The organism is Alteraquisediminimonas sediminicola, assembly GCF_019740335.1.
GTDB lineage: Bacteria > Pseudomonadota > Alphaproteobacteria > Sphingomonadales > Sphingomonadaceae > Alteraquisediminimonas > Alteraquisediminimonas sediminicola.
Genome location: NZ_JAHXZS010000007.1, coordinates 107,729 through 132,649 on the forward strand (window position 1 = coordinate 107,729; position 24,921 = coordinate 132,649).

General features: G+C 57.8%; 24 protein-coding genes. 2 read left to right on the top strand and 22 right to left on the bottom strand.

What is annotated here, in order from left to right; all coding sequences use genetic code 11:
• Positions 1-187 precede the first annotated feature (187 nt).
• The 19 genes from K6117_RS13030 to K6117_RS13120 form a co-directional block, all read right to left on the bottom strand.
• Positions 188-2,650 (bottom strand): DNA-directed RNA polymerase, encoded by a 2,463-nt coding sequence (locus K6117_RS13030; RefSeq protein WP_343211793.1) that lies wholly within the window; start codon positions 2,648-2,650, stop codon positions 188-190.
• A gap of 148 nt (positions 2,651-2,798) precedes the next feature.
• On the bottom strand, positions 2,799-3,065 hold the full coding sequence (locus K6117_RS13035) for a DUF3310 domain-containing protein (protein WP_221795967.1): 267 nt from the start codon (positions 3,063-3,065) through the stop codon (positions 2,799-2,801).
• A 1-nt stretch (position 3,066) separates the two neighbouring features.
• Complete coding sequence (locus K6117_RS13040; protein WP_221795970.1) at positions 3,067-4,122, bottom strand: hypothetical protein; 1,056 nt, start codon at positions 4,120-4,122, stop codon at positions 3,067-3,069.
• Between the two features lie 152 nt (positions 4,123-4,274).
• Complete coding sequence (locus K6117_RS14685; protein ID WP_221795973.1) at positions 4,275-4,658, bottom strand: endonuclease domain-containing protein; 384 nt, start codon at positions 4,656-4,658, stop codon at positions 4,275-4,277.
• Positions 4,588-5,610 carry a hypothetical protein gene (locus K6117_RS13050; RefSeq protein ID WP_221795976.1) on the bottom strand — a complete coding sequence of 341 codons (1,023 nt, stop codon included), beginning with the start codon at positions 5,608-5,610 and terminating at the stop codon, positions 4,588-4,590. The genes K6117_RS14685 and K6117_RS13050 overlap by 71 nt, the downstream gene beginning before the upstream one ends.
• 184 nt (positions 5,611-5,794) lie before the next feature.
• The gene (locus K6117_RS13055) at positions 5,795-6,610 is read right to left on the bottom strand and encodes a hypothetical protein (RefSeq protein WP_221795980.1); all 816 of its coding nucleotides are present in this window, start codon (positions 6,608-6,610) and stop codon (positions 5,795-5,797) included.
• Positions 6,611-6,621: 11 nt separating this feature from the next.
• Positions 6,622-8,985, bottom strand: coding sequence for a DNA polymerase (locus tag K6117_RS13060; protein WP_221795983.1), 2,364 nt, complete (start codon positions 8,983-8,985; stop codon positions 6,622-6,624).
• Between the two features lie 285 nt (positions 8,986-9,270).
• Positions 9,271-10,554 (bottom strand): AAA family ATPase, encoded by a 1,284-nt coding sequence (locus tag K6117_RS13065; protein WP_221795986.1) that lies wholly within the window; start codon positions 10,552-10,554, stop codon positions 9,271-9,273.
• The gene (locus K6117_RS14690; RefSeq protein WP_221795989.1) at positions 10,551-10,940 is read right to left on the bottom strand and encodes an HNH endonuclease signature motif containing protein; all 390 of its coding nucleotides are present in this window, start codon (positions 10,938-10,940) and stop codon (positions 10,551-10,553) included. Before K6117_RS14690 ends, K6117_RS13065 begins: the two co-directional genes overlap by 4 nt.
• Before the next feature lie 759 nt (positions 10,941-11,699).
• Positions 11,700-11,981: a hypothetical protein gene (locus K6117_RS13075; protein WP_221795993.1), complete on the bottom strand. Its 282-nt coding sequence runs from the start codon at positions 11,979-11,981 to the stop codon at positions 11,700-11,702.
• Positions 11,978-12,400, bottom strand: a complete 423-nt coding sequence (locus K6117_RS13080) for a hypothetical protein (RefSeq protein WP_221795996.1) — start codon at positions 12,398-12,400, stop codon at positions 11,978-11,980. The genes K6117_RS13075 and K6117_RS13080 overlap by 4 nt, the downstream gene beginning before the upstream one ends.
• Positions 12,400-12,684 carry a hypothetical protein gene (locus K6117_RS13085; RefSeq protein ID WP_221796000.1) on the bottom strand — a complete coding sequence of 95 codons (285 nt, stop codon included), beginning with the start codon at positions 12,682-12,684 and terminating at the stop codon, positions 12,400-12,402. The genes K6117_RS13080 and K6117_RS13085 overlap by 1 nt, the downstream gene beginning before the upstream one ends.
• Entirely contained in the window at positions 12,681-13,055 is a 375-nt protein-coding gene (locus K6117_RS13090) for a hypothetical protein (protein WP_221796003.1), read from the bottom strand. The genes K6117_RS13085 and K6117_RS13090 overlap by 4 nt, the downstream gene beginning before the upstream one ends.
• A 205-nt stretch (positions 13,056-13,260) precedes the next feature.
• The gene (locus tag K6117_RS13095) at positions 13,261-13,527 is read right to left on the bottom strand and encodes a hypothetical protein (protein WP_221796006.1); all 267 of its coding nucleotides are present in this window, start codon (positions 13,525-13,527) and stop codon (positions 13,261-13,263) included.
• Positions 13,528-13,624: 97 nt separating this feature from the next.
• Positions 13,625-13,972, bottom strand: a complete 348-nt coding sequence (locus K6117_RS13100; protein WP_221796009.1) for a hypothetical protein — start codon at positions 13,970-13,972, stop codon at positions 13,625-13,627.
• Between the two features lie 17 nt (positions 13,973-13,989).
• On the bottom strand, positions 13,990-14,652 hold the full coding sequence (locus tag K6117_RS13105; protein ID WP_221796012.1) for a hypothetical protein: 663 nt from the start codon (positions 14,650-14,652) through the stop codon (positions 13,990-13,992).
• Positions 14,653-14,854: 202 nt separating this feature from the next.
• Complete coding sequence (locus K6117_RS13110) at positions 14,855-15,742, bottom strand: M28 family peptidase (RefSeq protein WP_343211794.1); 888 nt, start codon at positions 15,740-15,742, stop codon at positions 14,855-14,857.
• On the bottom strand, positions 15,681-17,294 hold the full coding sequence (locus K6117_RS13115; RefSeq protein WP_221796015.1) for a hypothetical protein: 1,614 nt from the start codon (positions 17,292-17,294) through the stop codon (positions 15,681-15,683). The genes K6117_RS13110 and K6117_RS13115 overlap by 62 nt, the downstream gene beginning before the upstream one ends.
• Before the next feature lie 472 nt (positions 17,295-17,766).
• Positions 17,767-18,363 carry a nitroreductase family protein gene (locus K6117_RS13120; protein ID WP_221796018.1) on the bottom strand — a complete coding sequence of 199 codons (597 nt, stop codon included), beginning with the start codon at positions 18,361-18,363 and terminating at the stop codon, positions 17,767-17,769.
• A 153-nt stretch (positions 18,364-18,516) separates the two neighbouring features.
• Between K6117_RS13120 and K6117_RS13125 the strand changes: the two genes are divergently transcribed.
• On the top strand, positions 18,517-20,034 hold the full coding sequence (locus K6117_RS13125; protein ID WP_221796022.1) for a peptide MFS transporter: 1,518 nt from the start codon (positions 18,517-18,519) through the stop codon (positions 20,032-20,034).
• A 314-nt stretch (positions 20,035-20,348) separates the two neighbouring features.
• On the opposite strand, the gene argC is transcribed toward K6117_RS13125, so the two are convergent.
• The 3 genes from argC to K6117_RS13140 all read right to left on the bottom strand — a co-directional run bounded on the left by argC (position 20,349) and on the right by K6117_RS13140 (position 23,097).
• Positions 20,349-21,296, bottom strand: coding sequence for an N-acetyl-gamma-glutamyl-phosphate reductase (argC, locus tag K6117_RS13130; protein ID WP_221796025.1), 948 nt, complete (start codon positions 21,294-21,296; stop codon positions 20,349-20,351).
• Positions 21,293-21,625 (bottom strand): hypothetical protein, encoded by a 333-nt coding sequence (locus K6117_RS13135; RefSeq protein ID WP_221796028.1) that lies wholly within the window; start codon positions 21,623-21,625, stop codon positions 21,293-21,295. The genes argC and K6117_RS13135 overlap by 4 nt, the downstream gene beginning before the upstream one ends.
• A 65-nt stretch (positions 21,626-21,690) precedes the next feature.
• A complete protein-coding gene (locus K6117_RS13140) occupies positions 21,691-23,097 on the bottom strand; it encodes an NAD(P)H-dependent flavin oxidoreductase (RefSeq protein WP_221796032.1) in 1,407 nt (468 codons plus the stop codon).
• Between the two features lie 506 nt (positions 23,098-23,603).
• Between K6117_RS13140 and proS the strand changes: the two genes are divergently transcribed.
• Positions 23,604-24,920: a proline--tRNA ligase gene (gene proS, locus K6117_RS13145; protein WP_221796036.1), complete on the top strand. Its 1,317-nt coding sequence runs from the start codon at positions 23,604-23,606 to the stop codon at positions 24,918-24,920.
• The last annotated feature ends 1 nt before the right edge of the window (position 24,921 follow it).

Sequence of the window (24,921 nt, forward strand, 5' to 3'; positions counted from 1 at the left end):
ACGTGCTGTACACCCAGAAGATATCCGGCTTGGATATCAGTGGTGGTTGTGGTCGGGATGGGTAAACCGAGTTGTTTCTCTAGCGCCTCGTAGGCCGTGGTATTAAGTCTCATGACTGGTACGGCGATGTTCTGCGGCAATGAATGTTCCTTTGTGCGGGACGGTATCGAATTAGACGGTAAGCCCATCAGGCGAAGAAGTAGGTGGAGGAAAGGACTTGGTTTAGGTCCAGATTACCTCGGGCCGGTGGGGTAGGTAGATCATAGATAGCTGCCAGTTCGGCTAGCGGATCATGGGCCTCGTACATGGAGATGAACTCCTCACGGATAACCCTGTAGAGGGTGCCTGCGTCTGCGGCGTGGGTGCCGTAGTCATCGTGGATAGCTGCCAAGATAAGGCCCTGCTCAGCGGACTTTACTACGGTGAGTGCAAGGTGCGCTGCATCGTGGCTGTGGACGAAGTTAGGGGCTACCCCGTTACGGTGACGGCGGACGTCTGGGGTGTCTGCGTCTACGTTCATGCGGAGGAAGGCGTTGCCGCACAGGTTGGTGCGGATACGGTGTCCCTGCTGCTCTTGGTAGCGCTGGGTTACTGGGAAGCCTGAGGGGGCGATCCAGCGGATTTCATCATGCTCCCCGCGAATGATCTGACGGGCAGCGGCTTGTAGCCACTCCATCGCTTCGCGGGCCTTGACGACGACGACAGCGATAGCATCCCAGACGAAGTGCGAGAGGTACTGTGCTGCTCTGCCATACTCTTCCTTGGGGAACTCTAAGGCCTTGCCAGCCTTGAGGTAGTCCCCGACGATGAAGTCCGAACAGGAGAAGCGGGTGGAGCCGTAAGGCAGGGTCATGACGCTGCGCTTGACGAGGGTGCGGTTGATGCCGTGGGCTATCCACTTGGCGCGGTAGCCACCTTCATCTTCCTCGGCTGCTTGGAGCATGCGGAGGGTCTCGTCTGCGACCATCTGGTAGATATCGTTAGGGAGCTCGGAGGGCACGAGGTTCGTAGCCTTCCCACCAATCTCATCCCGGAGCATGGCGGAGAAGTTCTGCAAGCCATTGCAGCTACCATCCATGCCTACCGGGATACGGTTGACGAAGGTGTCGGGGTCCATGATCCAGTCCCGGTACTCATAGCACCATGCAAGGAACTGTAGGGGGCAGTCAGCACCCGTCCAGCCATCGTTGGCTACAGGGTCCTCAGCGAAGCCCATGATGAGCTGGTGGCGGTCTGTGACCCACTGGGCACGATTGTCTAGGGTGTCCTTGTCGAAGCCCCATTTGTTAGCGCCATGCACCTTGAACCAGAGGACTGCGGAGTCCGTGGAGAGGGGCTTACCGTCTGCGAAGTGCAGCAGGGCCTTCTGCATGTCGGAGCCCTGAGGAGATACCCCAGAGGTCTGTGCATAGAGACGGCCACGGAAGTCCGCGAAGTACATGAAGTACACCCGGTCGAACTCCCGGAAGCGATCCGCTACGCTGGTAGCGGTGTAGAATCGACCGTACTTGGTGCCCCGGAGCTTCATCTGGGTGAACCATTCTGCCTTGCTGCGCTTCCAGTGGATGAACTCCTCAGCCTGTGAGGGGCTCATGGTATCCACGGACATGCCGCCGATCAGCCAGTCAGGCTTGGCGGGGGCCGGGAACTCAGCATGGGACAGGATTTCATCCATGTCGAAGTGTCGGGCTACCTGCCGGATAGCATCCAGCATGCGGCCATTGATCTGCCAAGGCACGTTCTGCAAGGCGTTGATAGCGGCCAGTGGTACGGTCATGTCATGGTTGTTGAACTCATCCCAGTCCCCGAAGCTACGTACAGCGTAGGGCTGCATGCGGCGCATCTCGGTGGTGTGGAAGCCCCCTTCGGACACGCTGGTCCAGTTGATTGGGGCCTCTACGCATGGGAGGTAGTAAGGGGTGGTCTCAGTGACGTGCCCCTTGATCTGGTCAATGAGCTCTAGGACTTCTGCCGTGAGCCTAATCTCGATGGACTGACGGACTGCATTGCGGCGGGCTGCTGTGATCGTGGTGTACACGAGCTCCACCATGCCTAGGTTAGCGAGGAGGTCTACGAGGTAGGACCCGACCTGCGTGACACCACCCGGCCCCCATTCGGGGAAGGGGATGCCGTTGGCCTTGGCCTGCATCTTGAACACTGTCATCCGGTGCCGTTCGCTCTTGCTCATACGGCGACCCAGATCATTGACGAGGGTGTAGAAGAGCTCGGGGCTAGCGGTCTCGAAGAGGCCAAGCAGGAGCTCGTGATAGACGGCCTTGCCTACCGTGTGGCAGACGGAGCGGGAGTTGTAGCTGATAACGCCCCGGTGGTCCGGGTTCAGCATGGCGTTAAGGACATTGCGGACAGCGAGGTAGGCTACTGCTTCGGGGTCCAATGTCTCCAAGAGGCTTACGTGTGCCTTGCGGCGACCTGCCCGCTTGGCCTTCATGTCATCCTTGATAATCTCGGCCATCGGCAGGATGAACCTGCGGTAGATTGCCTTAGCGTAAGGGTTGTTATCTGCCCTGCCTCCTTCTTCGTTGCGGGTCATCATACGCTCAGTACGAGCACGGCCAAACGAGTACATTTCCATTTCGAGTTCAACCTGCGAGATAGTCCCCGCAGAAGTAGGAGTAGGGTTCAATATCAATCCTTGTTAGGGTCTAGGCTCTTTCAGCCCGAGCTCCATCCGTATCTCGGTAACGATGACGCGGAGGACGGTGGCGAAGCGGTGGCCGTCCTTGCGCTTCGCAGCGCGGTCAGCCCGCTTGTCCAGTTCGATCAAGAGGTCTTGGATTTTATCCATCCAAGCCGTACTCGTGTTCGATAAGCATTTGGATTGTGTGGATTGCCTTCTCAAGGCTCTCCCGCCCGCCCTTGTCTCGGAAGCGGGTGACGTACTTGATGATGGTGTGCTGCATGGGGTCCAGCCCGTTAGCCATGCTGTATTGGAAGGGCTGGATGGCAAGCCTGCTGTAGTGGTTCCCGCCGATCTGGTAGTGGAAGGGGGACCTCTTCGGGCTGGCTAGCCCGAGTGTTTCATTGAACTCTTTGACGCTTGGCATATTACTCTCCGATGTGGTCAAGCTGGATTACGAAGCTGTCGTAGAGCGAGAGCCGATTATCTTTCCGCTCACAGTGAAAACCCATCCACTGCGCCGGGACAGAAGAATATCCTGCGATGCCAGAATACTCAGTGCCGCCTGCGCCTGCTCCAAAGAAAGCCCCGTTAACAACAAGCTGTCCGGAGTTGAAGGCGGTGACTGTATGCTTGTCCCCCATGCGGAAGTACGTGAGATGCTTCTTCTCCTGCTCGGCCCGCTTTACTTTGTGGGCTGTCATTGATGCTTCGGTAACGGAGACGCCAACGCCATGCTCGTACAGGACATGCTGCCCGTAGAAGTCCGAGGTGGCGTAGCTGCCTTCTGGGATTACCCATTCGATATTGTAGTAGCCTGCCCGATTGCAGACGAGCTCAAGGCTCTTGTAGAGCGGCCATGAAAGCTGCTGCCGACCGGGCTGGAACATGTTGAGGCCGTGGTCATCCCAGTCATGGTTGCCTGTGATGCAGACTACCTTCATCGGGATGGCGAGGCGGGCCAGAGGCTCCACCACGAACTCGAAGATACCGAGGATAGCATCGAAGATTTGCTCCGAGGTCCCGGTGTCCGTAGCCCGTGCGCTGTTCTTGTGCTTCTTGTCGCTCTCGATGATATCCCCAAGCATGGCGAGGGTGATGCTCTCGATATGGTAGCCTGCTTCAACCTTCTGCCTGATCTGGAAGAGGGCAGCGCGTCCGAACTCGAAGAGGCGCTTGCGGGCAACCAGTGTGTTGTATCCCGGTGAGAGCTTCCCGATCTGCAAGTCAGACAGGAGAAGCTCCACCTGTAGGGCTGTGCCTGCCTGTGGGCCCCGTGGGAGGGCAAGAGGATCATTCGGGGGCCTGTGTGCCAGTTCAGCAACAAGGCTCTCTACGGCGTCTAGGAAGGCTTCCTTGATGCCTACTGCATCAGCAAGGTGTACAACGTCCCGGCGTAGCTTGCTGTTCTCTGTTGAGATACTGCGATTGCGGGAGAGTTCCTTCGCTCGGATCAGGGTGTCCGTGAACTCCGTGGGGTCCATGCGGTCCACGATGCGGCGGACGTATTGGTGATTGATCTGGCCACGGCCCAGTGTGCTGAGGAACCGCGCGGCCTTGGTAACGCTTCCGTCGTTCTCATTTAGAGCATCACGAATTTCATCGTGAGAGAACAGATCGGGCTTGATATGCTGTGCTATGCGGATTTCCTTTTAGCTAGGCGGACCTTGACGGCCTTGGCGTTACGAGCGAGGCGCTTCTCGTCCTCGGACTTGTGCGTGGGATGGATAAGGCCGGTGATGTTGGTAGTGTGCCGCTGTAGGTACTTCGCTGCCCCGTTGAGGAAGGCAGGCAGGGACTTGACCCCGAACCTTGCTGCGTTGTTCTCGACCTTGCCGAGGAGGGAGTTGCAGCTACGGTGCAACGTCCCACGGACTGCCCCTGTGGTATGGCAGTGATCCAGCACAGGGTCCCCTGCTACGCCCGGAAGGCAGCAGAGGGCGCATAGGTTACGCTGCGATACTAATTGAGCAGAGCGGATCGACTTGATTTGACTGTGAGTTAAGCGTTGCCCGTGCAAGTGTTACTCTCTCCTGTAGCCGCTGGGCGGCGTCATATATGTCTGAGGGATAGGCGATGCGGCTGTGGCCCTTGTGGTCCACGAAGTCCGTGACGGCTGCGTGTGTGTCGCAACGCATCCAGAGGAGGGCGGCTTGCTCTACGTACCTGTCAGCCCAGTCCCCGCCGTAGAAGTCCCGGTAATACAGGGCCACTGCCTCAGCCGCCTCGGTGGCGGTCAATGCATCAGCGAGGACCTTGATAGCGGCCCCCTCTCCTACGGTCTTGAAGCCATCGCCCTTGGTGTTGCGGATACCTTCGAGGCCGGGGATATTGTCCGTTGTGTCCCCCATGACCAACTGCATGAAGAACCACTTGAGGCCGTACTGCTTACCGTCCTTGCCCAGCACATCGTAGTCACCGGGCATAACGCGGGTGAGGACGTGTGCGTCATCCACGGGCTTCCAGCTTACGTGGAGGCCGGGGAGCATACGCATGTCCTTGTCAGCCGTAGCGATGGCAGCGTAGCCCGGTCCCCGCCCGATGGCGTAGTGGGAGCAGGCACCGATGCCATCATCAGCCTCGCGGCTGGTCCAGTTCTTAGCTCGGAACAGGTGCCCCTCGTAGCCCTGTAACCAATCCTGTAGATAGGCGTGGTTCTTGGGCTTGCTGCCAGAGCGTTTGCCTTGGTAGGGTTTGACGGTAGCGATAAGGTAACGCTCCCCCTTCTGGCTGCCAGACGCAGTGTTGTGCACCACGATCTTCTCTGAGCCAGTGAGGGACCTGAACTTCTCAATGACGTTCATGGCATTGATGCGGGCCTGCCCCGGTGTGCACTCATCGTTCCCACTGGCATAGTAGGCGAGGTAGTCCCCGTCTAAGTGGAGCTCTAAGCCCGGTACAAGGGCGGGTGCTTCAATGATCTGGGGATTGTTCTCGGCTGCTTCTGCTGTCGCTGTTGCTAGATCGAACATACTCATTCCTCCAAATGCAAAAGGGCACCGCGATGGGTGCCCTCCTGCCAATTACGCGCTGTACGGTTGTTCAGTGCGGTCGTTGTCGCCATGTGTCGTAGATCGAGTGAACGAACACGAGCAGCGCGACTGCGAGTATCGTGGCGCAGAACAGTGCGGCCACTACAACGGAGTCACTCATGGATTATACGCCTGCAAGTGGATCGGCTACGCCACCACCCAAGGGCTTCTCTGCATCCGGCACGTCTGGCGTACCGCCTGCTTTCAAGAGCTGCTCAATAGGAGAGCCCGTGAAATTCACTGCGGACATGATGGTGTCCTGCCAGAAGTTCTTGCTGCGGCCTTCCTTGACCACGTTGCCTTCCTTGTCCTTCTTGTCCTCGTACTTCCCGTCAATGAAGAGGGTGTCCCACATGGGTTGAAGGAACTTAGGGCTAGCGCCCCAGAGGAAGCACTTGAGCGCATTGACCGGGGGATCAACCTGCACTGGCTTCTTGTCCCCCGTTTCAGGATCATCAACGAAGGCAGGGCGAATGGTGTAGCCATTGGCGTCCCGCAGGTTAGCGTAGGTTTTCTTGTCCGTGCCCTCTCCCTTGGAGTTCTGGACCACGGTGCCTACGAAGGCCTTGCCGAGGAGCTGGGAGAAGTGGCGGTATTCCTTGGTGGGGTTCAGCTTGTTGAAGAGCTTGAAGAAGTTAGCCTTCTCGCTGAGGCTGAGGTTCTCGGTGATTGTGATTACGTGGGGCACCAGAGCATCACCCATCTTAATGGGTGGGTGCTTCGGCCCGCTGAGCTCGAACTGTAGCTTCACCTTGTCGTTGATCTTCACATCGCCATTGTAGTTCTGGGAGTGCTTACCGATTTCGATATAGGAGATTAGGCGGAGCTTAACAAAGCCCTCTGCCGGAAGCTCCCGTTCAAAGTCACCGCCGCCCTGAGACTCGTTCATGTCTGGGCCGGTCTGTACTGCTTCTTCTACTGCGTCCATAATGTTGAACATAGGTATTTCCTTTAAGCTGCGATTTCAAATGATGCGGTGTAGCTATTCATGAAGGCGGATCGTATCTCGGCACGGTATTGCTTGACGTATGCGTCAAACTCAGGCGGCATACGTTCTTCTTCCATCATGTTACTTCCCCATCCCGTAGCTACGGGGACAGGTGCTTCGATCTTCCAGTCGAAATACCATTCCATGAAGGCGGAGGCTTCGGCCATTGCCGCATGCATCATGGCTGTGGATTGGAGAGCCACGTCAGGGTGGCTGTCATTGTAGAGGGCGTCATGGACCTGATTAACTAGCAGGGCCTTGCCGTCGAAGTTCCCGTACTTGTAGTAGATACGCACAGCCAGCCACATAGCTGCCTTAGCGAACTCCCCGCCTGTGCCTTGGACAGGGTAGTTCTTCACTTCCGTAGGAGTGAAGCTCGTTGCAGTGCCCCGCTTAGCGAGGAACTCAGGGCTCTCGTGCTCCCGCCAAGTGTACAGCTTGCCGTCTGGGGCCCGCCAATAGGACTTGCGTGGGTTGCACATCAGGCCCGGTACATCGGGGTGCACGAACTTCTTATTCGTCGGGGTGCTGTTAGCCTTGATGGCTACCATTAGGTCCTCGAAGAACTTGTCTGTCTCAGGGTATCGTGCCTTCTCGGCAGCGATCAGGGATTCCACGTCATCGAGCGTCATCTTGGTGCTCTCAGCTATGGCTGCTGCCCCTGCCCCGAATGCCCGCTGGAAGGAGAACACCTTGGCCTTGGTGCGCTTGCTGTCCCATTCCTTGAGCTTCTGGGTGACGCACTTATCAAGCGCCTCCTCGTAGCTGATCCCGGCTGTCTGGCTAACCCGGACACAGTGCATGTCCAAGCCAGCCTTGAGGTCCAAGATGAGCTGCTTGCAGGAGGTGATGAGTGCCTGCACATAGACTTCCAGAGCCGTGAAATCCGATTGCCCGATCTTGCCGTTCTCGTAGCGAGAGACGAACATGGACTTAGCATCGGACTTACCGCCCTTGGGTAGGTTCTGTAGGTTCGGGTTGCTGCTGCTGAACCGTCCGGTAACAGTGGAGGTATGGTTCAGCATGTGGTGGATGATGCCATCGGCCTGTACGAGGGTGAGCATACCTTTGCTCTCCCCGGTGTCCGGGTCAGTGACGATGTAGTAGGTGGTCAAGTCCTTGGTCAGGCCAGTGACCTTACCCAATGCCTCTAGGAACGGGATGCCTGCCCCTGAGAGGTCCGAGATGACCTTAGCGTCAACGCTGTACACACCGGGAGTTGCACCTGCCCAGCGGGGCTTAGGGGCCACCACACGGGGGAACTTGTATGGCACGTCTTGGATAGCGCCCTTGGGCTTGGAGAAGTCCGGGACCTTGACTATCTTTGTCTTGAACTCCCCGGCATTCTTGCCAGCCTTGAACCGCTCTGCCTCTGGCGGAAGGTCGGTGTATAAGGCCTGTGAGCCTTCGTCTCCCCACTTCTGCCAAGCGGCCTGCGACATAGTGGTGCCGTCTAGTAGCTTAACGTGCACCTCGTCCTTCATGGCATGCATCATGTTCCCATCATCATCCAGATGCGGGAGCCACTTCTTGTAGGTGACGGTCCCGCCGAAGATGATAGCGGACTTCTGCCTTGCGCTGCCCCAGTTGAAGTCAAAGGGGAGGTCAGCAGGGAGGTAGCCAGCCAGCTCTACGCCGACCGAGGCGATCTGCTCGGCTAGGTCAGCAGCCAGTACCCTGCCCTTCTCGATATCCACGGCCATGCCGTTGAGCTCCATCTCGATAGTGCAGATCAGGCTGCCCATATTCATGATGATGCTCTTGGATTGACCGCAGGCCTTGGCCCGCTCCATCTGTCCTAGGAAGATGGTCTCGGTGTTGCCAATGTCCCCGTGCTCGTCCTCGGTGCCGCATAGGTAGCGCCTAAGGAGGCCGGGGTCGATATCAGGGGTGTCAATACCAGCCTGCCACATGGCCTTGACTTCATCGAACTTGAGGTTCCCTCCGTAGCGAGGGGCCAGCTCATCCATGCTGAGCATGTGATCCTCGGGGCCCATCCCGTTAAGGAGGTATTCGGCTAGCTGAGTATCCCAGATGATGCCACCATCAGCCACCCAGCGCATCCAACGAGTATGATTAGCAGGCTCCCGAAGGGCGTATAGAAGATCATATTTGATATTCTGTCCAACAAGGATGGAAGTACCGTCAAGCAGCTTAGTAAACCAATCGCCGCTAGGGCGAGTCCTTCCGTAGTAATCGCCAACAACAGGCCCGCCTTTGCGTTTGTAGCCAGACATGACTACGTAGTTTTCGTGATCGAGGGGATTACCCTTGCGCTTGAAGCTGCTGCGAGTAGTAGTTTCCACGTCCCAGACTAGGTAGGTCATTAGCGATACTCCATACGATTGCTTGCTTGCCGCTGGCGTTAGGGCGACGAGCCCCGGACGGGCAGATGGACCCATCAAGGGCCAGCTCAGTCATTCGGGGACGGACGGACAGGACGCTAACGCCCATGATCTTAGCCACCTCGTCGGCAGTCAGTGGTCCGAACAGTTGGAGGCTCTCTAGGCAGCGTGTACGCAGCAGGGGCTTCTTAGGGATGATATCTTTATGCGCCGCAGCAGACGTGCCACGGGTGAGGAAACGAGAGATAGTTGTCAGGACTGAGCCCATTATAATCCTCCGGTACTTAGGTAGCGCCCACGCTCACCGTCAAAGACGGTCTCGCACTTGAGCTGTTTGACGCCGCCTTCGCGGGCCAGTTTGTTCTTGGTGAGCCCGAGGTATCGGGCGTTTGGGTATTCGGTGAGGCACCCGATGGTGAGGATGAAGTCCGCTGCACCTTGCTTGCCGGTGCGGCTGTCCTTGAGCATCCCTAGGGGTGGGTACGCCATGTTCTCGCCATCGCCGCTGATCTGGCTGGTGGCTAGGACTACGCAGTCGTGCTTCACAGCTATGACGCGGGCCCATTGGTACATGGCTTCGAGGAGCTGGTCGGTGCGCTGGCCGTTGTTATTGGCCCCGCCTCCGAACTTGATGTTGTCCACCATATCGAACACGATGATGGCGGGGTTCAAGGTACGGATGATATCCTCTACCTCGTGGTTCCAGAAGTCATGGATATCGAACACGCGGATCATATCTGCGCGTCCTCCCGTGGCTTGTACGTAATCTGCTTGTAGAGTACCGCCTTGGCTCTTCTTAACGAGGTCCCCCATCGTGGCGTTCAACGCGGACTGATACAGCCGGGTGACGATACGCTTGCCGGGGCCCTCATTGTTGAACCATAGGATAGTACGATGCTCTCCGGGGTAGACCGTATCTACCTGCGATGCGAAGTGCGTGAGCTCGTCAGTGACGAAGGTAGTCTTGCCCGTATCCGGTCGGCCTGCAAGGATGCCAAAGTCCCCGGAACGTAGGGGACGCATTGACATGCCGATATCAGGCACACGCCAATGAAATCCGCTGTCATCCTCATCAGCCTTGATAAGGTCATTAATGTCATCCTGTACCCAAGGGGTCTTGACCTTGCGGTCGGTGTCCAGCTCGAAGCGATCAACCACGTCACGTAAGCACATGCCGAGGTCTATCTCTTCCCCATCGTTGAAGCGTTCAACTAGGGAGACTAGCTTGGAGGCGGTGTCAGCAGCGACTAGGCGGGCCATCAGGCCCTTCTCTAACTCCTCAGCTACAGGTTCCTGCACTTGGGATAGGAAGGCCTTGTAGTAGGCCCGCTGCTCGTCGCTTAGGGTGGGGTGGGCGAAGCTCCTGAACCATAGCCAGAACTCATCCTCTGGGATGCTGTTGGCGTCAGGGAACTCTCGGAAGAACTTGCCGAAGTCATCCAGTACCACAGCGGACTTGGGATCAAGTACATGCTTGGGTACGGAACGGATCAGCCTATCGTGTCTGTCCCTCGTCTTGAATAAGCGAAGGAGCGTAAGGTCCAAGCTCATACCCACTGCGCCTTGCGGTGGATCAGGCTCACCTGTGTCTGGCTTACGCCGTAATCTTTAGCGATATCTTGCTGCCTCCTACCTGTGGAAGCCTCTCTTCGTATAGCGTCAGCGAGAGGCTGGCTTAGCTTGCGGTACACACGACCGTTCTTCTTTATGTCGTGTAAGTTGTTGGAGCGCGTGTCGTAGCGGAGGTGGGTAGGTTCGCAGCACCAGCGGTTGTCGCAGCTATGGCAGACCTCCATGCCATCAGGGCAAGGACCAAAGGCCCAGTGCGCTACTAGCCGGTGATATGCCCAGCGTTTACCTAGGTGGTATTGAACGTGGTACCCATCGCTACGCGCAACGCCCGGACCCTTCTTGCAGGGCATGGGAGATTTGCTCATAGGTATGTAACTTGGGGTCCTTGTCTGTGTTTATAGTGGCACAGGGTATGCCTATCTGGCGCAGGGCGCGGAGCATGCGGCCTGAGGCCTTGCGGCCCGGACCATCTGGGTCCATCCAGATCAGTACGGGGCCTGCCCCGACCAGCATGTTTATCTGCGGTATAGAGAGGGAGGTTCCTAACACGGCCCACCCTCTAGCCACACCGCCGACCCGCACTGCACTCAGTATATCCTCGGTGAGTACGATGGGCCCATCTGTGCCGAAGCGGGCCATTAGCCGCGCCTTATCTATAGGCGGATTTACGTACTTAGGACGGCCTCTCTCGAATCCTCGGGCTTGCCAGTACACAAGGCCTTGGTCATCATATACTGGCATGACGACACGGTGAGCCGCTCCCCAGTAGTAGACGCCAAGTTCTTTGATCTTGTCATTGCTTAGTCCTGCCTTATACAGCCACACCCGCGCCTCTAGGGGCCACGTTGATGGATCTAGGTTCATGGGTTGCGGGAGGGCCAATGTCATAGTGGCCGCTGCTTCGACCTGAGAGGCCCGTGAGAGCCTTTCTAGGCGCTCGGCTAGGGTAGGGGCTGGATGGGGCCAGAAGCCCTTGTCAGAGCATCTGTGGCACCATGCAGCGTATCCCTCTGTCTTGTTCTCGACCAGCAGGACCTTGCCGCTCCCGCAGTCATGGGATACCCGGCGCTTGGCCCCCATAGGGAGCTCCTTGGCTAGGTGCAGCCACCCTGCGGGATCGAGCATTAGCTAGCGGCTGCTTTGAGACATGCGCGGACGTCTTGTCGCGTAGCGTCCTTGAATAGATCAGCCACATTTTCCCATTTCATGCGCTGTGGCGTGCGGCTGGCGAACATCCCTTCCGCACACCGCTCCACCATCTCATCGGACGGATTGGCGAGGAGGGCGAGGGCTGCATGGAAACCGGCCTCGAACACGTCGAACGGCATACCTAAAATGATCCAGCCTTCATCTTTGTTCTGCCAATGTTCCGCAAAAGCTGCATCCATCTGTTCACGCAGGTTCATTGGCTGTCTCCTAGGGCTTGGTGGGCCTCAACCAGTGCATCATCATCTAATCGGACGGCATCAGCGTAAATGAAATTACCGCGCTCGTCATATCCGACATGGACGGCGCAACGATCCGCCCGGATGATATTGGCTATCAACCCTCGAAACCGCGCTATCTCGGTGGCTTGTGCTTCGAGGACGGCCCGCCAACGCCTTATCTCTGCACTCCAGTAATCTATGTTTCCAGCGTGTCGCCGCGCCTCATCTTCCCATGATCTTGCGCTACGCTCCAGCCGCTCAATCTCGGCCTCTTGCGCTTCGATGCGGTCGTTAATGATAGGGACAATGAATGTCTCAACTACATCACGGTAAGTTGGGGCAGAGTTTTTATCCCCTTCCTCTAACGCAGCCGTCAATCGCTTAATCAGATCATCCATCACTGCTTCTCCTTCAATGCGCGGATGGCTTGGGCATATTCGACATTGCGCTGCTTTATTACCGGCCAACGCCTTTGGATATCTCGGTCGTCTAAACAGTCGGCCATCCAATTTTCGCAAACCATCGCAGCCTCCTCCAGCCCAGCCACCCGGCCAGCCTCAAATGCGGCGATGCGGTGGGCAGCGAAGTGTTGCAGTAGCCATTGCTCATCATCATAAGACATGCGGCCAATGAATGGCTTTGCAGCCTCGCGATCAGCCTCGGTCATATCAGCCGGTTTCATTGCTGTTCTCCCAAGAGGTCGCGGCGCATGTCCGCAATGGTGCTGGTCGCGAAACTTTGTCGATACCAAGTGATAGCCCGCTCAATCCCCGCACGTTCGCCTTCCGCCTTGCCTTCCGCACACCGCTCGTCGCCGTAAGTGCGGATGACTGCCACACCTTCATCAATGTCATCTGGCGTAAAGGCGTTCTGGAAAACGACATTCTCCCGATCAACAACAGGAGGGCGCACATCGTTCACGACGAGTTCGCGGTAGGCTTCGTGTTGGGCAGAGATGCGTTCAGCTTCGTCGGCATAGTACGTTCCTCGCGCACACTTCCAAGCGTCCGCCTCGCGCCAAGCGTCGAGGGCGATCTGTTCTTCCTTGGTCATACCAGTTCTCCTTCGTCATAAGTGCGCGGACAGCCCGATCAGTCATCCAGTGGCCCGCCACCACTCATCGAGTGGGCCACCGCAAGGTGAAGCCCGAGGTTGGATTGCATAATGGTATCAATAGGGGTGCTGCGGGGGTCTAGGCCCACATCGCGGATAATGTCGTCAACGTCCCGGTCATCGTCATAGGGGAGACGGAGCTGGCTCATGCGGCTACGGTACGCAGCGTTGCGATTTCAGCGTTCACCGCTGCCGTGGTATCCGAGAAGGCCTGTACGGCTACTGCGCTGGCAGCGTGGGCTGCGTCCTCATAGGCGATGGCACGGTCAACAACCTGAGTAGCGACTGCTGCGGCATTGTCCGCCTTGATAGCGGCCTTCTGTGCCTTACCGACCGAAATCGACAGGGTAACGATATGGGTAGAGATGGCCCACGCAATAAGGCGGCGGGTCAGTGCAAGAATGAAATTCATGTTGTGTGCTTTTCCCAATAAAAAAAGGGCCCACAAATCAATGTGAGCCCTTATATGCCGACCGCGTTATACGGTCGTGCAGTACAGTGGTTACGGATTAGTCTGCCGTGAGGGGGTCAATGTCCTGTTGGACTGCCTTGTGCCCACGGATACCTTGTGAGAGGTTCTCTAGTACGTCATGGATACGTACCTTGTGTATCTGGATATCTAGGCCCTCTCCGTGCTGGATGACTGCAATGGTGCCCATAGGGCCCCCTACGTCACCGATGGCTTGAACCTTGCCTGTTAATACCCGCTTGCTGTCACCCCGCCCGAACTCATACCTCACGGTATCTCCGGGCTTAGTGTCATCGGTTATGCCGAACCGAGCTAACTGCCGTTCGTACTTGGCGAGTATAGCCTTAGTGGCTTCGATCTTATCGAGTAGCTTTGCGCGGGTATCCATAGCGTTCCTCTTTCAGGTTAGTCAGCCATCTCCATAGGGTATGAAGAGAAGCCTTCGTCGTCACTACGTACATCATCAAGTGATGCGCTGCCGTAGCTTACGGGGTCCGTGATAACCATATTAAGGTTACGGTCAAGCATCACATTGCCGTCACTAATGTCGAAGCATGCGATACCAAGGAAGAAGGAACGGATATCTGTTAGTGTATCCTCTAGGGGTGTAAGGGCTGGGCCTTGGCCATCATAAAGTATGTCATCCATACGGTCGATAGCGCCTTGTGGCATAGATTGCGGAAACGCTTTAACTGGGTAGCAGCGGTCCATTAGGACCACGTAACACTTCGTGAACTTGTCGATAGCGTGGATCACAGGCACACCGGCTCGGCCTTGGTTGGCACGACACCACGCAGCGTACACTGCCCCGCTATCCTCGGTCTTGAGGCCCACCTTGATGGCTAGCCCGCCCCGCACATACACAGCGGAGAAGTAACCGGAACCTGCACGATCCCATCCCTCGTAATTCATAAACATATCGAGGTAAGGGAGAGCTACTTGGTCCGCGATGTATTCCCCGGTTACAGGGAAGCGGTCCAAGATGCTGCTGATTGAGCTACCGCAGTGCTCAAGGTACAAGGTCGCGGAGTAGATATTGTCATTAGTAGGGGCTGGTTGAACAATCACTGCACAATCTCCGAAGATGCTTTCAATCCGATAACGTAAGCCATCTCTGGGCAGGCACAGGAGATAGACACCGGCCTCCCTGATCTGGTGGGCCTAATGCTATGTACTCGGTACTTATCCCCAATCACTGCAACCCCTAAACCTAGGGGCCGCAGGTTGGTGCGTGTGTTTCTAAGGGCAATATGTGGTGGCATCTTAACTCCTACTGTCGATACCAAGGGATATCGTCTGCATATTGGGGGTCTTGCTGGGAGTAGATATGAGCCTCTAGGTCTGCGACTGAGTAGCCGATGGAGACCAACAGGGTAGCGACAATGGTAGGGTTATCCTCCACTAGGTCTATGAGGTCCCGCATGTCATTGGAGTGCTTACTGGTCGTGGAGTACACCTGCCGTCCCCACCCATAATCGAAGCGTTCTTCCTCGGCTTGGGCGATAGGGTCACGGGCGATAACGAGCTCGCTCATATCCATCGTGAGCACCGCATCTAGGAGGCGGGCACAGTGGTTAAGGTCACAGGTCTCGTTGGGCCCGTGGTTGGACAGGTAGCCCACGGATACGTTCGTGCATTCAGGGATGCAGTGCGCGTACTCATTGGTGTCCGTGTAGACCCCGGTATCATCTGGCATCATGTCCAGCCCGGTGCCTTGGTTGTTGAGCTCAATAGCTAGGGACAGGGCGAACTCATCAGAGCACGTCCTGCCATAGGATTGATGGGTGATGATATCCCGGTTGCCTGCACGGTCGAAGGCGATAGCGGCCTCGATACCGTTGAGGACGTTAGGCGTGTTCTTGACAATCCACCGGCTGCCCAAGCAGCCCTTCTCTTCCCCACGGTGAAAGACGTAGAGGCCGGGGATACCTGCCTCTATCATCTCCAACATGAGCCACACCCCGACCCCATCATCTGCTCCAAGAGAGCGTCCGGGTTTACGGTCGGATAGTGCGGCAATCCCATGTGCATCCACACAGACGGACTGAGGCCCGCCTTTAGCGGCTACGGTGTCAACGTGACAGGACCATAGGATGCTAGGCTGAGAGGTATCGGGCTGTATCCTCAGCATACGACTGCCAAACAGGTCCGATTGCATCCCCGGCACTGTGTCCAAGAACTCCTTGCAGAAGGCCTTCTCCGTGAAGCTGTCGTGGGGTCTCGACCAAGACAGGATTTCCAGCAAACGCTGGATCGGTGCGGTGATCGTCATTTGCTGGTTCCTTGTTGTGGATTGCCTGCTCAAGCGGGGTTAGCGCCTGAAATTGCAGGACGTGGGCGTTCATGGTGTGCTCTAGGATGTAGTTGGTGCAGCAGCCCTCGCAGTGATCGCCCTCAAGGAGCTCCGCTGCGTAGCCATCGCAGTCATCGGCCAGCACTGGGCCTAGGTTGTCGTCCTCGTGGAAGGTAGAGTCACAGGTCTCGCAGGTCGTGACACTATCGCAGTACCAGTACTCACCTGCATGCGGCCCGTTCTCGATTTCAATGAAGTCATGGTCTCCGAGCTGGTCAGTTGGGCAGTGATCCCAACGTGAGCGGCCAAACACCTCCGTGATTTCATCATCGCGGTAGTATGCGCTTAGCTGGTGTATGTAGGTGTAGTTGTTAGCGCAGCAGTGCTCACAGACAGTCCGGTCCAGACTTTCGATGTACCGGGTGTCCTCGTCGTGAACACGGTCCCCGCAATCGTCACAGGAGGTTGTATCCTCCTCCATGTCACAGCTAAGGCCATCCGTCATGGACAGGCTGATATCCGAGCAGCCCCCGCCGATGATGAGATACTCGCCATCGTCGTCCTCACAGGCATAGTTCGCCCCATCCACATAAGGTACAACGAACACATCGTTGCCCTCGTCGTGCTCGATACGCTGGATACGGGCACCATTCGTGCTGCCACGTTCGTACCCGGCAGCCTTTAGGGCCAGCTCCATACGGCTTATGTCTCCGTAGATCGTGGAGTACCGCTGCTTCGCAGGCCACACTACGCAACGGGCAGATACACCGTCCTCAGGATCACCGAGGTAGGCAACAGCCAGATCAGGGCCAGCATAGACACGGGCGGGGTGTACGTTGGACATGAAATCCGTACCGGCCATGCAAGAGCGGGGGCCGTTAGTGAACACAGCTTCGATGGTGTCAGCGTCAGCAGTGACTTGGAGTTCAATCTCACCGTTTAGGGCAGCGCACTTGGCTACCCAACGCTCGATATCCTCGTCCTTGAGCACATCGCTGTAGAACTTCTTGAGGAAGCGGCCCGGTGCCATAGCAGGGGCTTGCTTGTCCTGCTCACCCTTGTCAGCGTTCTCCGTGTAGGAAACCATGCCCGGATGCTTGGCGCTCATGTGCTCAAACAGGCAGCTTGTCTCGGTGTGATTAAGCCACCAATCAGGGCGGGCTACCTGCCAAGGTGTTCTGGTATACTGGCCGTCCAAGCGGCGGCTCTCACGAACCATCCACTGCATATCCCGCACAGCTACATACTCAGTAACGGAGTAGGCGTAGGCGGCGTACATGCGGGCCATCTCAGCGCGGAACTCACCGGCCTCCTGCCCGGTATCAAAGATACGCAGGGGCTTGCCGCTATCGTCCAATTCTCCACAGATAACCTTGTCGGTCCCGTCTTTACGGTCCAGCATCACAACATAGGGCATGGTGTATCTCCTACGGACACGACTAGAGACCCCTGTGAATGACAAGGGTGCGGTCGGGCCGTTCAGTCCAATGGTTTTAGGGCTTAGTTCTGGCGCTCTCGCTGGGCAGCATGGCCCGCAGCGTGGGCAGCGCGGTAATCTCGATCACTGGGGAACAGCGCGGCCTTGAGCTTGTTGCCAAGAAGGTGTCGCGAGGGCTTATCAGTAGGCAGGGCAACGACAGTGCGGCGGTTGCCAGAAGAAACTACGATACGGTCAATCATTAATATCTCCGGGACGCAGCAACGGTGCTCCTAGGTTCAGTGTGAACCTGAGAGGCGTGATACGTTCATAATGGTGGGATTATACGGGGCTAGAAGCCCGGTAGAATGGCGGTATTACGCCAGTATGGAGGCAATCCACTGTCTTGTGGTACCGGAAGTTGCGGGTTCAAGTCCCGTCGATCGCCCCATTTCTCCACATCGATCACAAATTATGCAACGCCTCCCGGCGTCCAATGGCGCACGACATCGTCATATTCAGGGCGCGGACGCTCCTCCAGCGGCTTGCCCGCTGTGCCGATGAAAATATAGCCCGCGACCTTGTCCTTGCCCGGCACGCCGCCCAAGGCGGCCAGCACGGCCTCGCTATAGGCGGGCCATGAGGTCAGCCAACAGGCGACAAAGCCCATGGCATGGGCCGCATGCTCAATATTCATGCACACCGCGCCCGCCGACAATTGCTGTTCCCAAAGCGGAATCTTGCTGCCCGCTACGGGCGTGGACAATACCGCCACCAACATCGGGGCTGAATGCGCGAATTCTTCCCACGCCGCGACTTCCAGCCGCCCGGCATCGGGCTTTTCCGCCCGATAGGCCGATACCAGCAGCGCCGCAAAATCATCGCGACGTTCCTTGTCGATCACCACCAGTTGCCAGGGGAACAGCTTGCCATGGTCCGGGGTGCGGGTCGCGACCGCCAATAATTGGCGCAGCTGCGCGGCATCCGGTCCCGGCGCGATCATATTGCGCGGCTTGCCGGAACGGCGGGTGGCAAGAAGAGCGAGGGGAGAAGAAATGTCATTGAACATGGCGCGGGAATTAACATGCGCACGCCTGTGTCACAATCGACTTCACAAGCTGAATTTTCCCGTTAATCTGCCGATGATTATTCGCCTGAAAAATCAGTGTTCGCTTATAAAAAGGGGTCGCCCGGCATGTCCATCAGTCCAACATCTCACGACATGTCCGGCAAAGCTGAGGCCCATATCGGCGGGCCTGAATTCCTCGGCCACCCGCGCGGACTTTTTTTGCTGTTCTTCGCCGAAATGTGGGAACGCTTTTCCTATTATGGCATGCGGGCGCTGCTGATTTTCTATCTGACCAAGCACTGGCTATTTTCCGACCAGCAAGCGAGCGTCATCTACGGATCATACACCGCGCTCGTCTATATCACCCCGGTGATCGGCGGCTATCTGGCGGACCGTTATCTCGGCCAGCGCAAGGCGGTGCTGTTCGGGGCCTTGCTCCTGAGCTTCGGCCATTTGCTGATGGGGGTTGAGGGCGATGGCAGCCAGACCGGCGTTGCGCTCAATATTTTCTGGCTGGCCTTGGCCTTCATTATCGTCGGTTCCGGCTTTCTCAAGGCCAATATCTCGGTGATCGTCGGCCAACTCTACAGCCGCACCGATCCGCGCCGGGATGGTGCCTATACGATCTTTTACATGGGCGTGAACGTCGGTGCAGCGCTTGGCACCTTGGTCGCGGGCTGGTTAGGGGAAAGCTATGGCTGGTCTTATGGTTTCGGCGCGGCAGGGGTCGGGATGCTGCTCGGCCTGATCGTATTCGCGGCAGGCAAGCCGTTGTTGATGGGCAAGGGCGAAGCGCCGGACGAGGCTACACTGGCCAACAAGATCGGCGGGATCAGATTCGAACATATCATCTATGCGCTCGGCTTTATGGCGGTCGGCATTGTCTGGGTGATGATCCAGCATCAGGCCGTGATTGGCTGGCTATTGGGGGCGACGGGCGCGGCCTTGGTGCTGTATGTCGTGCATACGGCGGTCGTGACGCTGCCCGCGATTGATCGCGACCGCATTCTGGCCGCGGTGTTGCTGATCGTCGGCTCGATCCTGTTTTGGGCCTTGTTCGAACAGGCCGGGTCATCGCTCAACCTCTATACCGACCGTTATGTCGATCGGCAGATGCTGGGCATGGATGTGAAGGCCTCGATCTTCCAGTCGATCAACCCGATCTATATTGCGCTCTTGGCCCCATTGTTCGCAGCCTTGTGGACTTGGCTGGGCAGGCGCGGTTGGGAGCCGTCGACCCCGGCCAAATTCGGTCTTGGCATTGTCCAGCTTGGCCTTGGCTTTCTCGTGCTGGTCGCGGGCGCGATGAATGGCGTGGCGACGCCGGTTGTGTTCATCTTCCTCATCTATCTGCTGCACACGACGGGCGAGCTTTGCCTGTCGCCGGTTGGCCTGTCGGCGATGAACCGGCTGGCGCCGCCGCAAATGGCCGGGCTGATCATGGGGACATGGTTCTTCGCCTCGGCCACCGGCAATTTCGCCTCCGGCCTGATCGCCGCCGCCACTGGGGCAGAAGGCGCAGGGGGCGAGGCCGCCAATCAGCAAACCGTGCTGGACGTCTATGCCACGGTCGGCTGGGTCGCTGTGAGCGTTGGGGTACTGGTGATCGTGATTTCACCGCTGATCAAGCGGATGATGCACCTTGACCTGCTACAGGATGAGGCGGGGTGACATAACGGTGTGGGGGGGGCGTCCCTAAGCCCCTCGTCCCTCATATCGTCATGCGCGCACTCTTCTGCCTTCGTCACGCCCGCGCACCCCTCGTTGCTCCCACCCCTATTCTCGTCATTCCCGCGCAGGCGGGAATCCAGACAGAGCGGACCGACGCGGGGGCGCAGCCTTCGACTGGATAGTGCTTCTGGATTCCCGCCTGCGCGGGAATGACGAAGGAAGTGCGGGGATGACAAACGGGGGGTTAATTACAGCAGCTTAAAGCTCAGGAAACCGACATTTACGGCCCGGCATGGACTGAATGTCGATGGCGTTTAGGCCCGTAGGCCGGTCGCCTCGTCCACACCCATCAGCAGGTTCATCGTCTGCACCGCCGCACCGCCCGCACCCTTGCCAAGATTATCGAGCGTGGCGATCAGCCGCACCTGATCATGCTGATCGCTGCTGAACACGAACAGATCGATACAATCACACTCGGCGCTGGTTTCCACCGGCAGCCAGTCCATCCCCTCGCATGCCGCTTTGGAGGCCACGCGCACGAGCTTGCGCCCGGCATAATGCTGGGCCAGCCCATCACGCAATGCATCCGCCGAGGCACAACCCGCCGCGCCCACCTGCAACGGCACCTCGACCACCATGCCGCGATAGGTCGGGACCACCGCCGGGGTGAACAATGGACGATAACCAAGGCCAGCTTGATGCTGCATTTCCGGCACATGCTTATGCCCCAGTTTCAGCGCATAGGTCCGCCACGCGCTGTCGATGGCATCATTGGCGTTCGCATCTTCATAGGCCGCGATCATCGCCTTGCCGCCGCCGGAATAGCCCGACACCGCATTGCAGCTATATTGCCAGTCGGCCTTTAACAGCCCTTGGGCCACCAATGGCGCCATCAGCGCGATAAAGCCGGTCGAATAACAACCCGGATTAGAAATCCGCGAGGAAGCAAGGATGCGATCATATTGACCGGCCTTGAATTCCGGAAAGCCATAGACCCAGCCCGGCGCAGTGCGGTGCGCGGTCGATGCGTCGATGACCTTGGTCGTCGAGTTGTCGATCAGGCTGACCGCTTCTTTCGCGGCATCGTCCGGCAGGCAAAGAATAACGATCTCCGCCGCGTTCAACGCATCGCGCCGCGCCGACGCCTGCTTGCGCTGCGCCTCGTCCAGAATGATCAGCTCAATATCCGTGCGCCCGGCAATCCGTTCGCGAATTTCAAGGCCGGTGGTGCCCACCGAACCATCGATGAACAGCCGGGTCATTGCGGCAGGTCCAGCGCGGAAATCGGCACATAGCCGACCAGATGATCCTTGACGCAATAGCCCCACGCGATGCCGCCGCTCAAATCGATGACGGCGAATTCTTCACCCTTGGCCAAAGCGCATACCTGCGCGCTTGCCTCATCCGCCGTTTCCCGGATAGGCGCATGATCAACGACACAGGCGACCGGCATCGGCTTGGCATAATGGGGCGCGAACAACACGCCTGCCAGCGCGATATCGGCTACATCGCCGCGCACGGCATTAGTGCGCGGGTCCAGCTTGACGGACGGCCCGGACAGGCCGAATTTCGGGGTATTGGCTACACTCATGGGACGGGGCCTTAGCGACTAACGACGGTGAAAATCAAGCCGCATCCCTTGAATGCTGCCACTGATCAATCGCCCGCAAGGATGCGGTCGACCAATTGCTTCACCGTCGGGACATAGCCATTCGAATAAAATGGGTCGGTCTTGAAGTTGAAGGCGGCATGGCCAGCGAACATCAGATTGTCTTCGACATCGCCGCCATGGGCAATGTCCTGCAAGGTTTTCTGAATGCAGAAAGAGCGCGGATCGGCGAGATAGCCGGTGGTGTAATCATCATGGTCCTTCCATGATGAAAACGCGCAATGCGACAGGCAACCCATGCAATCGGTCTGATCCTTGCGGATCACATCACGCTCGGCCACCGACACGAAAATCAGAGTATTGTCCGGGGTTTTCAATGCCTCGGTAAAGCCTTGCGCCACCCAGCCGCGCGCGCGTTCGAGGTCATGCTCGGTCACCCAGAAATTCTTTTTGTTCTTCACCCCGACATCGAGCTGGCTCTGATGATCGCCCGCATGCTCGCCCGAATAAGGAATCTGCCGCTCGGACCGGCCTTCAAGGCTGCGCAAGAAGCGCGTGCGCACGGCGGAGGAATAGAAACCGGTCGGCGAGAAACGGTGCAGCAGCACATCGCCTTCTTCCAACTGGGTCAGGCGATCTTTCCAGCCCTGCGGAATCGGGCTTTCCTGCGTCAGCAAAGGCCGCGTGCCGAACTGGAACGCGATCTGGCCCAGTTCCGGATTATCGATCCAGTTTTCCCAATCGCGCAGATACCAGACGCCGCCCGCCATCACGATCGGCACTTCATCCGGGATGCCGCCTTCGCGCATCACATCGCGCAACGCCTTGACGCGCGGATAGGGATCTTCCGGCTTCAGTGGATCTTCGGCGTTGGACAGGCCGTTGTGACCACCCGCCAGCCACGGATCTTCATAGACCACCGCGCCCAGAAATTCGGCTGCCTTGGAATAAGACCGTTTCCACAAGGCGCGGAAGGCGCGGCCCGATGAAATGATCGGCAGATATTGCACGCCGAATTCCGCCGCGATTTCCGACAATTTATACGGCATGCCCGCGCCGCACGTGACACCCGCGACGAGATCCTTGGTTTCCGCGAGAATGCCGCGCAGAATTTCCTGTGCGCCGCCCATTTCCCACAGCACGTTGATATTGATCGCGCCCTTGCCGCCCGCAATCTCATGCGCGCGACGGACCTGATCGATCCCGCCCTGAATACCGTAGCGAATCAGTTCCTGATGCCGTTCCTTGCGGGTCATCGCATGATAGACCTGCGGAATGATCTTGCCTTCCGGATCGAAACTATCCGCATTCACCGCAGAAACCGTACCGATACCGCCAGCAGCAGCCCAAGCGCCCGAGCTGGAATGATTAGAAACAGCAACACCTTTGCCGCCTTCAATCAGCGGCCAAACTTCACGACCGGCATAGCGGATCGGCTTCAAACCCTTGAACATCAGCACCCCTTGCGGACCGGACCGGACCAAATTTCGCGCATCCTATAGCAGCGATTCCGGGAAATGCTCTTTTTTTTACATGATGTGGAGTGCCAAAAAAAGCAAAACGCCCGGATTGTCGTCGAAACGAGCAATCCGGGCGCCTGCGTGACGAAAAATCGCCAACCCCCTAAACGTCATCCGCGCTCTGCAGTTGCCGGTTATCCGGCTTTTTCCTGCGGCGGCGTATATGACGCCTCCCCGAACCATGGCCATTGTGATGAATTAGATTCTTTGGACCCGATCGGTGAAAGACGGTCTAGATCACCGACCGGGGACTTGTCATCCACCCATCAACACAGGCGTGCGGTTTTGTCTTAACATGTGATGAATTCGCAACAGGTGCCGATTCACCGTGACATGAGATGGCGCAGGCGGCCCGTTGGCAAAACAGCTTTCCCTTTGGCGGCAATTCGCTCTAATAGCCGATAATCACCGTTTGAACCTGTAGGAATTGCTCCACCGTTATGCGCCTTTCACGCTTTTTCCTGCCCGTCGCCAAAGAAGCCCCTGCCGACGCCCAGATCATCAGCCATAAGCTCATGCTCCGCGCCGGGCTGGTGCGGCAGACCGCCGCTGGCATTTACGCCTGGCTCCCGCTGGGTCTTCGTGTCCTGCGTAAGATCGAACAGATCGTGCGCGAGGAACAGGATCGCGCGGGCGCGGTCGAATTGCTGATGCCGACGATCCAGTCTGCCGATCTCTGGCGGCAATCGGGTCGTTACGACGATTATGGCGCGGAAATGCTGCGTATCAAGGATCGGCACGACCGTGAAATGCTGTTCGGCCCGACGGCGGAAGAGGTGATCACCTCGATCTTCGCCGCCTCGGCCAAAAGCTATCGCGACCTGCCGCGCACGCTTTATAACATTCAGTGGAAATTCCGCGACGAAGTCCGCCCCCGGTTCGGCGTGATGCGCGGGCGCGAATTCCTGATGAAGGATGCCTATAGCTTCGATCTTGACGAAGCCGGGGCCCGCCACAGCTATAACCGCATGTTCGTCGCCTATTTGCGGACCTATCGCCGCATGGGCCTGCGCGCCATTCCGATGCAGGCCGACACCGGCCCGATCGGCGGCGACCTTTCCCATGAATTCATCGTCCTCGCCCCGACCGGCGAGAGCGAAGTCTTCTATCACCGCAATTGGGAACAGGACCGCGACCTCAACGTCAATCCGGACGATGCCGATGCGTTGCAGGCATTCGTCACCGGCCTGACCGATGATTATGCCGCGACCGATGAAAAGCGCGACGAGGCCCGCGAGGCCGCAGGCGGCGATGCGATCCAGCAATCGCGCGGGATCGAAGTCGGCCATATCTTCTATTTCGGCACCAAATATTCCAAGGCCATGGGCATGAGCGTCCAAGGCCCGGATGGCAATGCGATTATCCCGCAAATGGGCAGCTATGGCATCGGCGTATCCCGCCTGATGGGCGCGATCATCGAAGCCAGCCATGACGACAATGGCATTATCTGGCCGGAATCGGTCGCGCCTTATCGCATCGGCCTCATCAACATGCGGGTCGATGATGCCAATTGCACCGCCGCCAGCGACGCCCTGTACGAACGCCTGACGGCGGCGGGCGTCGAAGTGCTGTACGACGATCGCGACGAACGCGGCGGCGCGAAATTCGCCCAGATGGATGTGATCGGCCTGCCTTGGCAGGTCGTGATCGGCCCCAAGGGTCTCGAAAAGGGCGTGGTCGAACTGAAGAACCGCGCCACCGGCGAGAAGCAGGAGCTTTCCGCTGATGACCTGTTCAACAAGATGACCGCTAAATGAG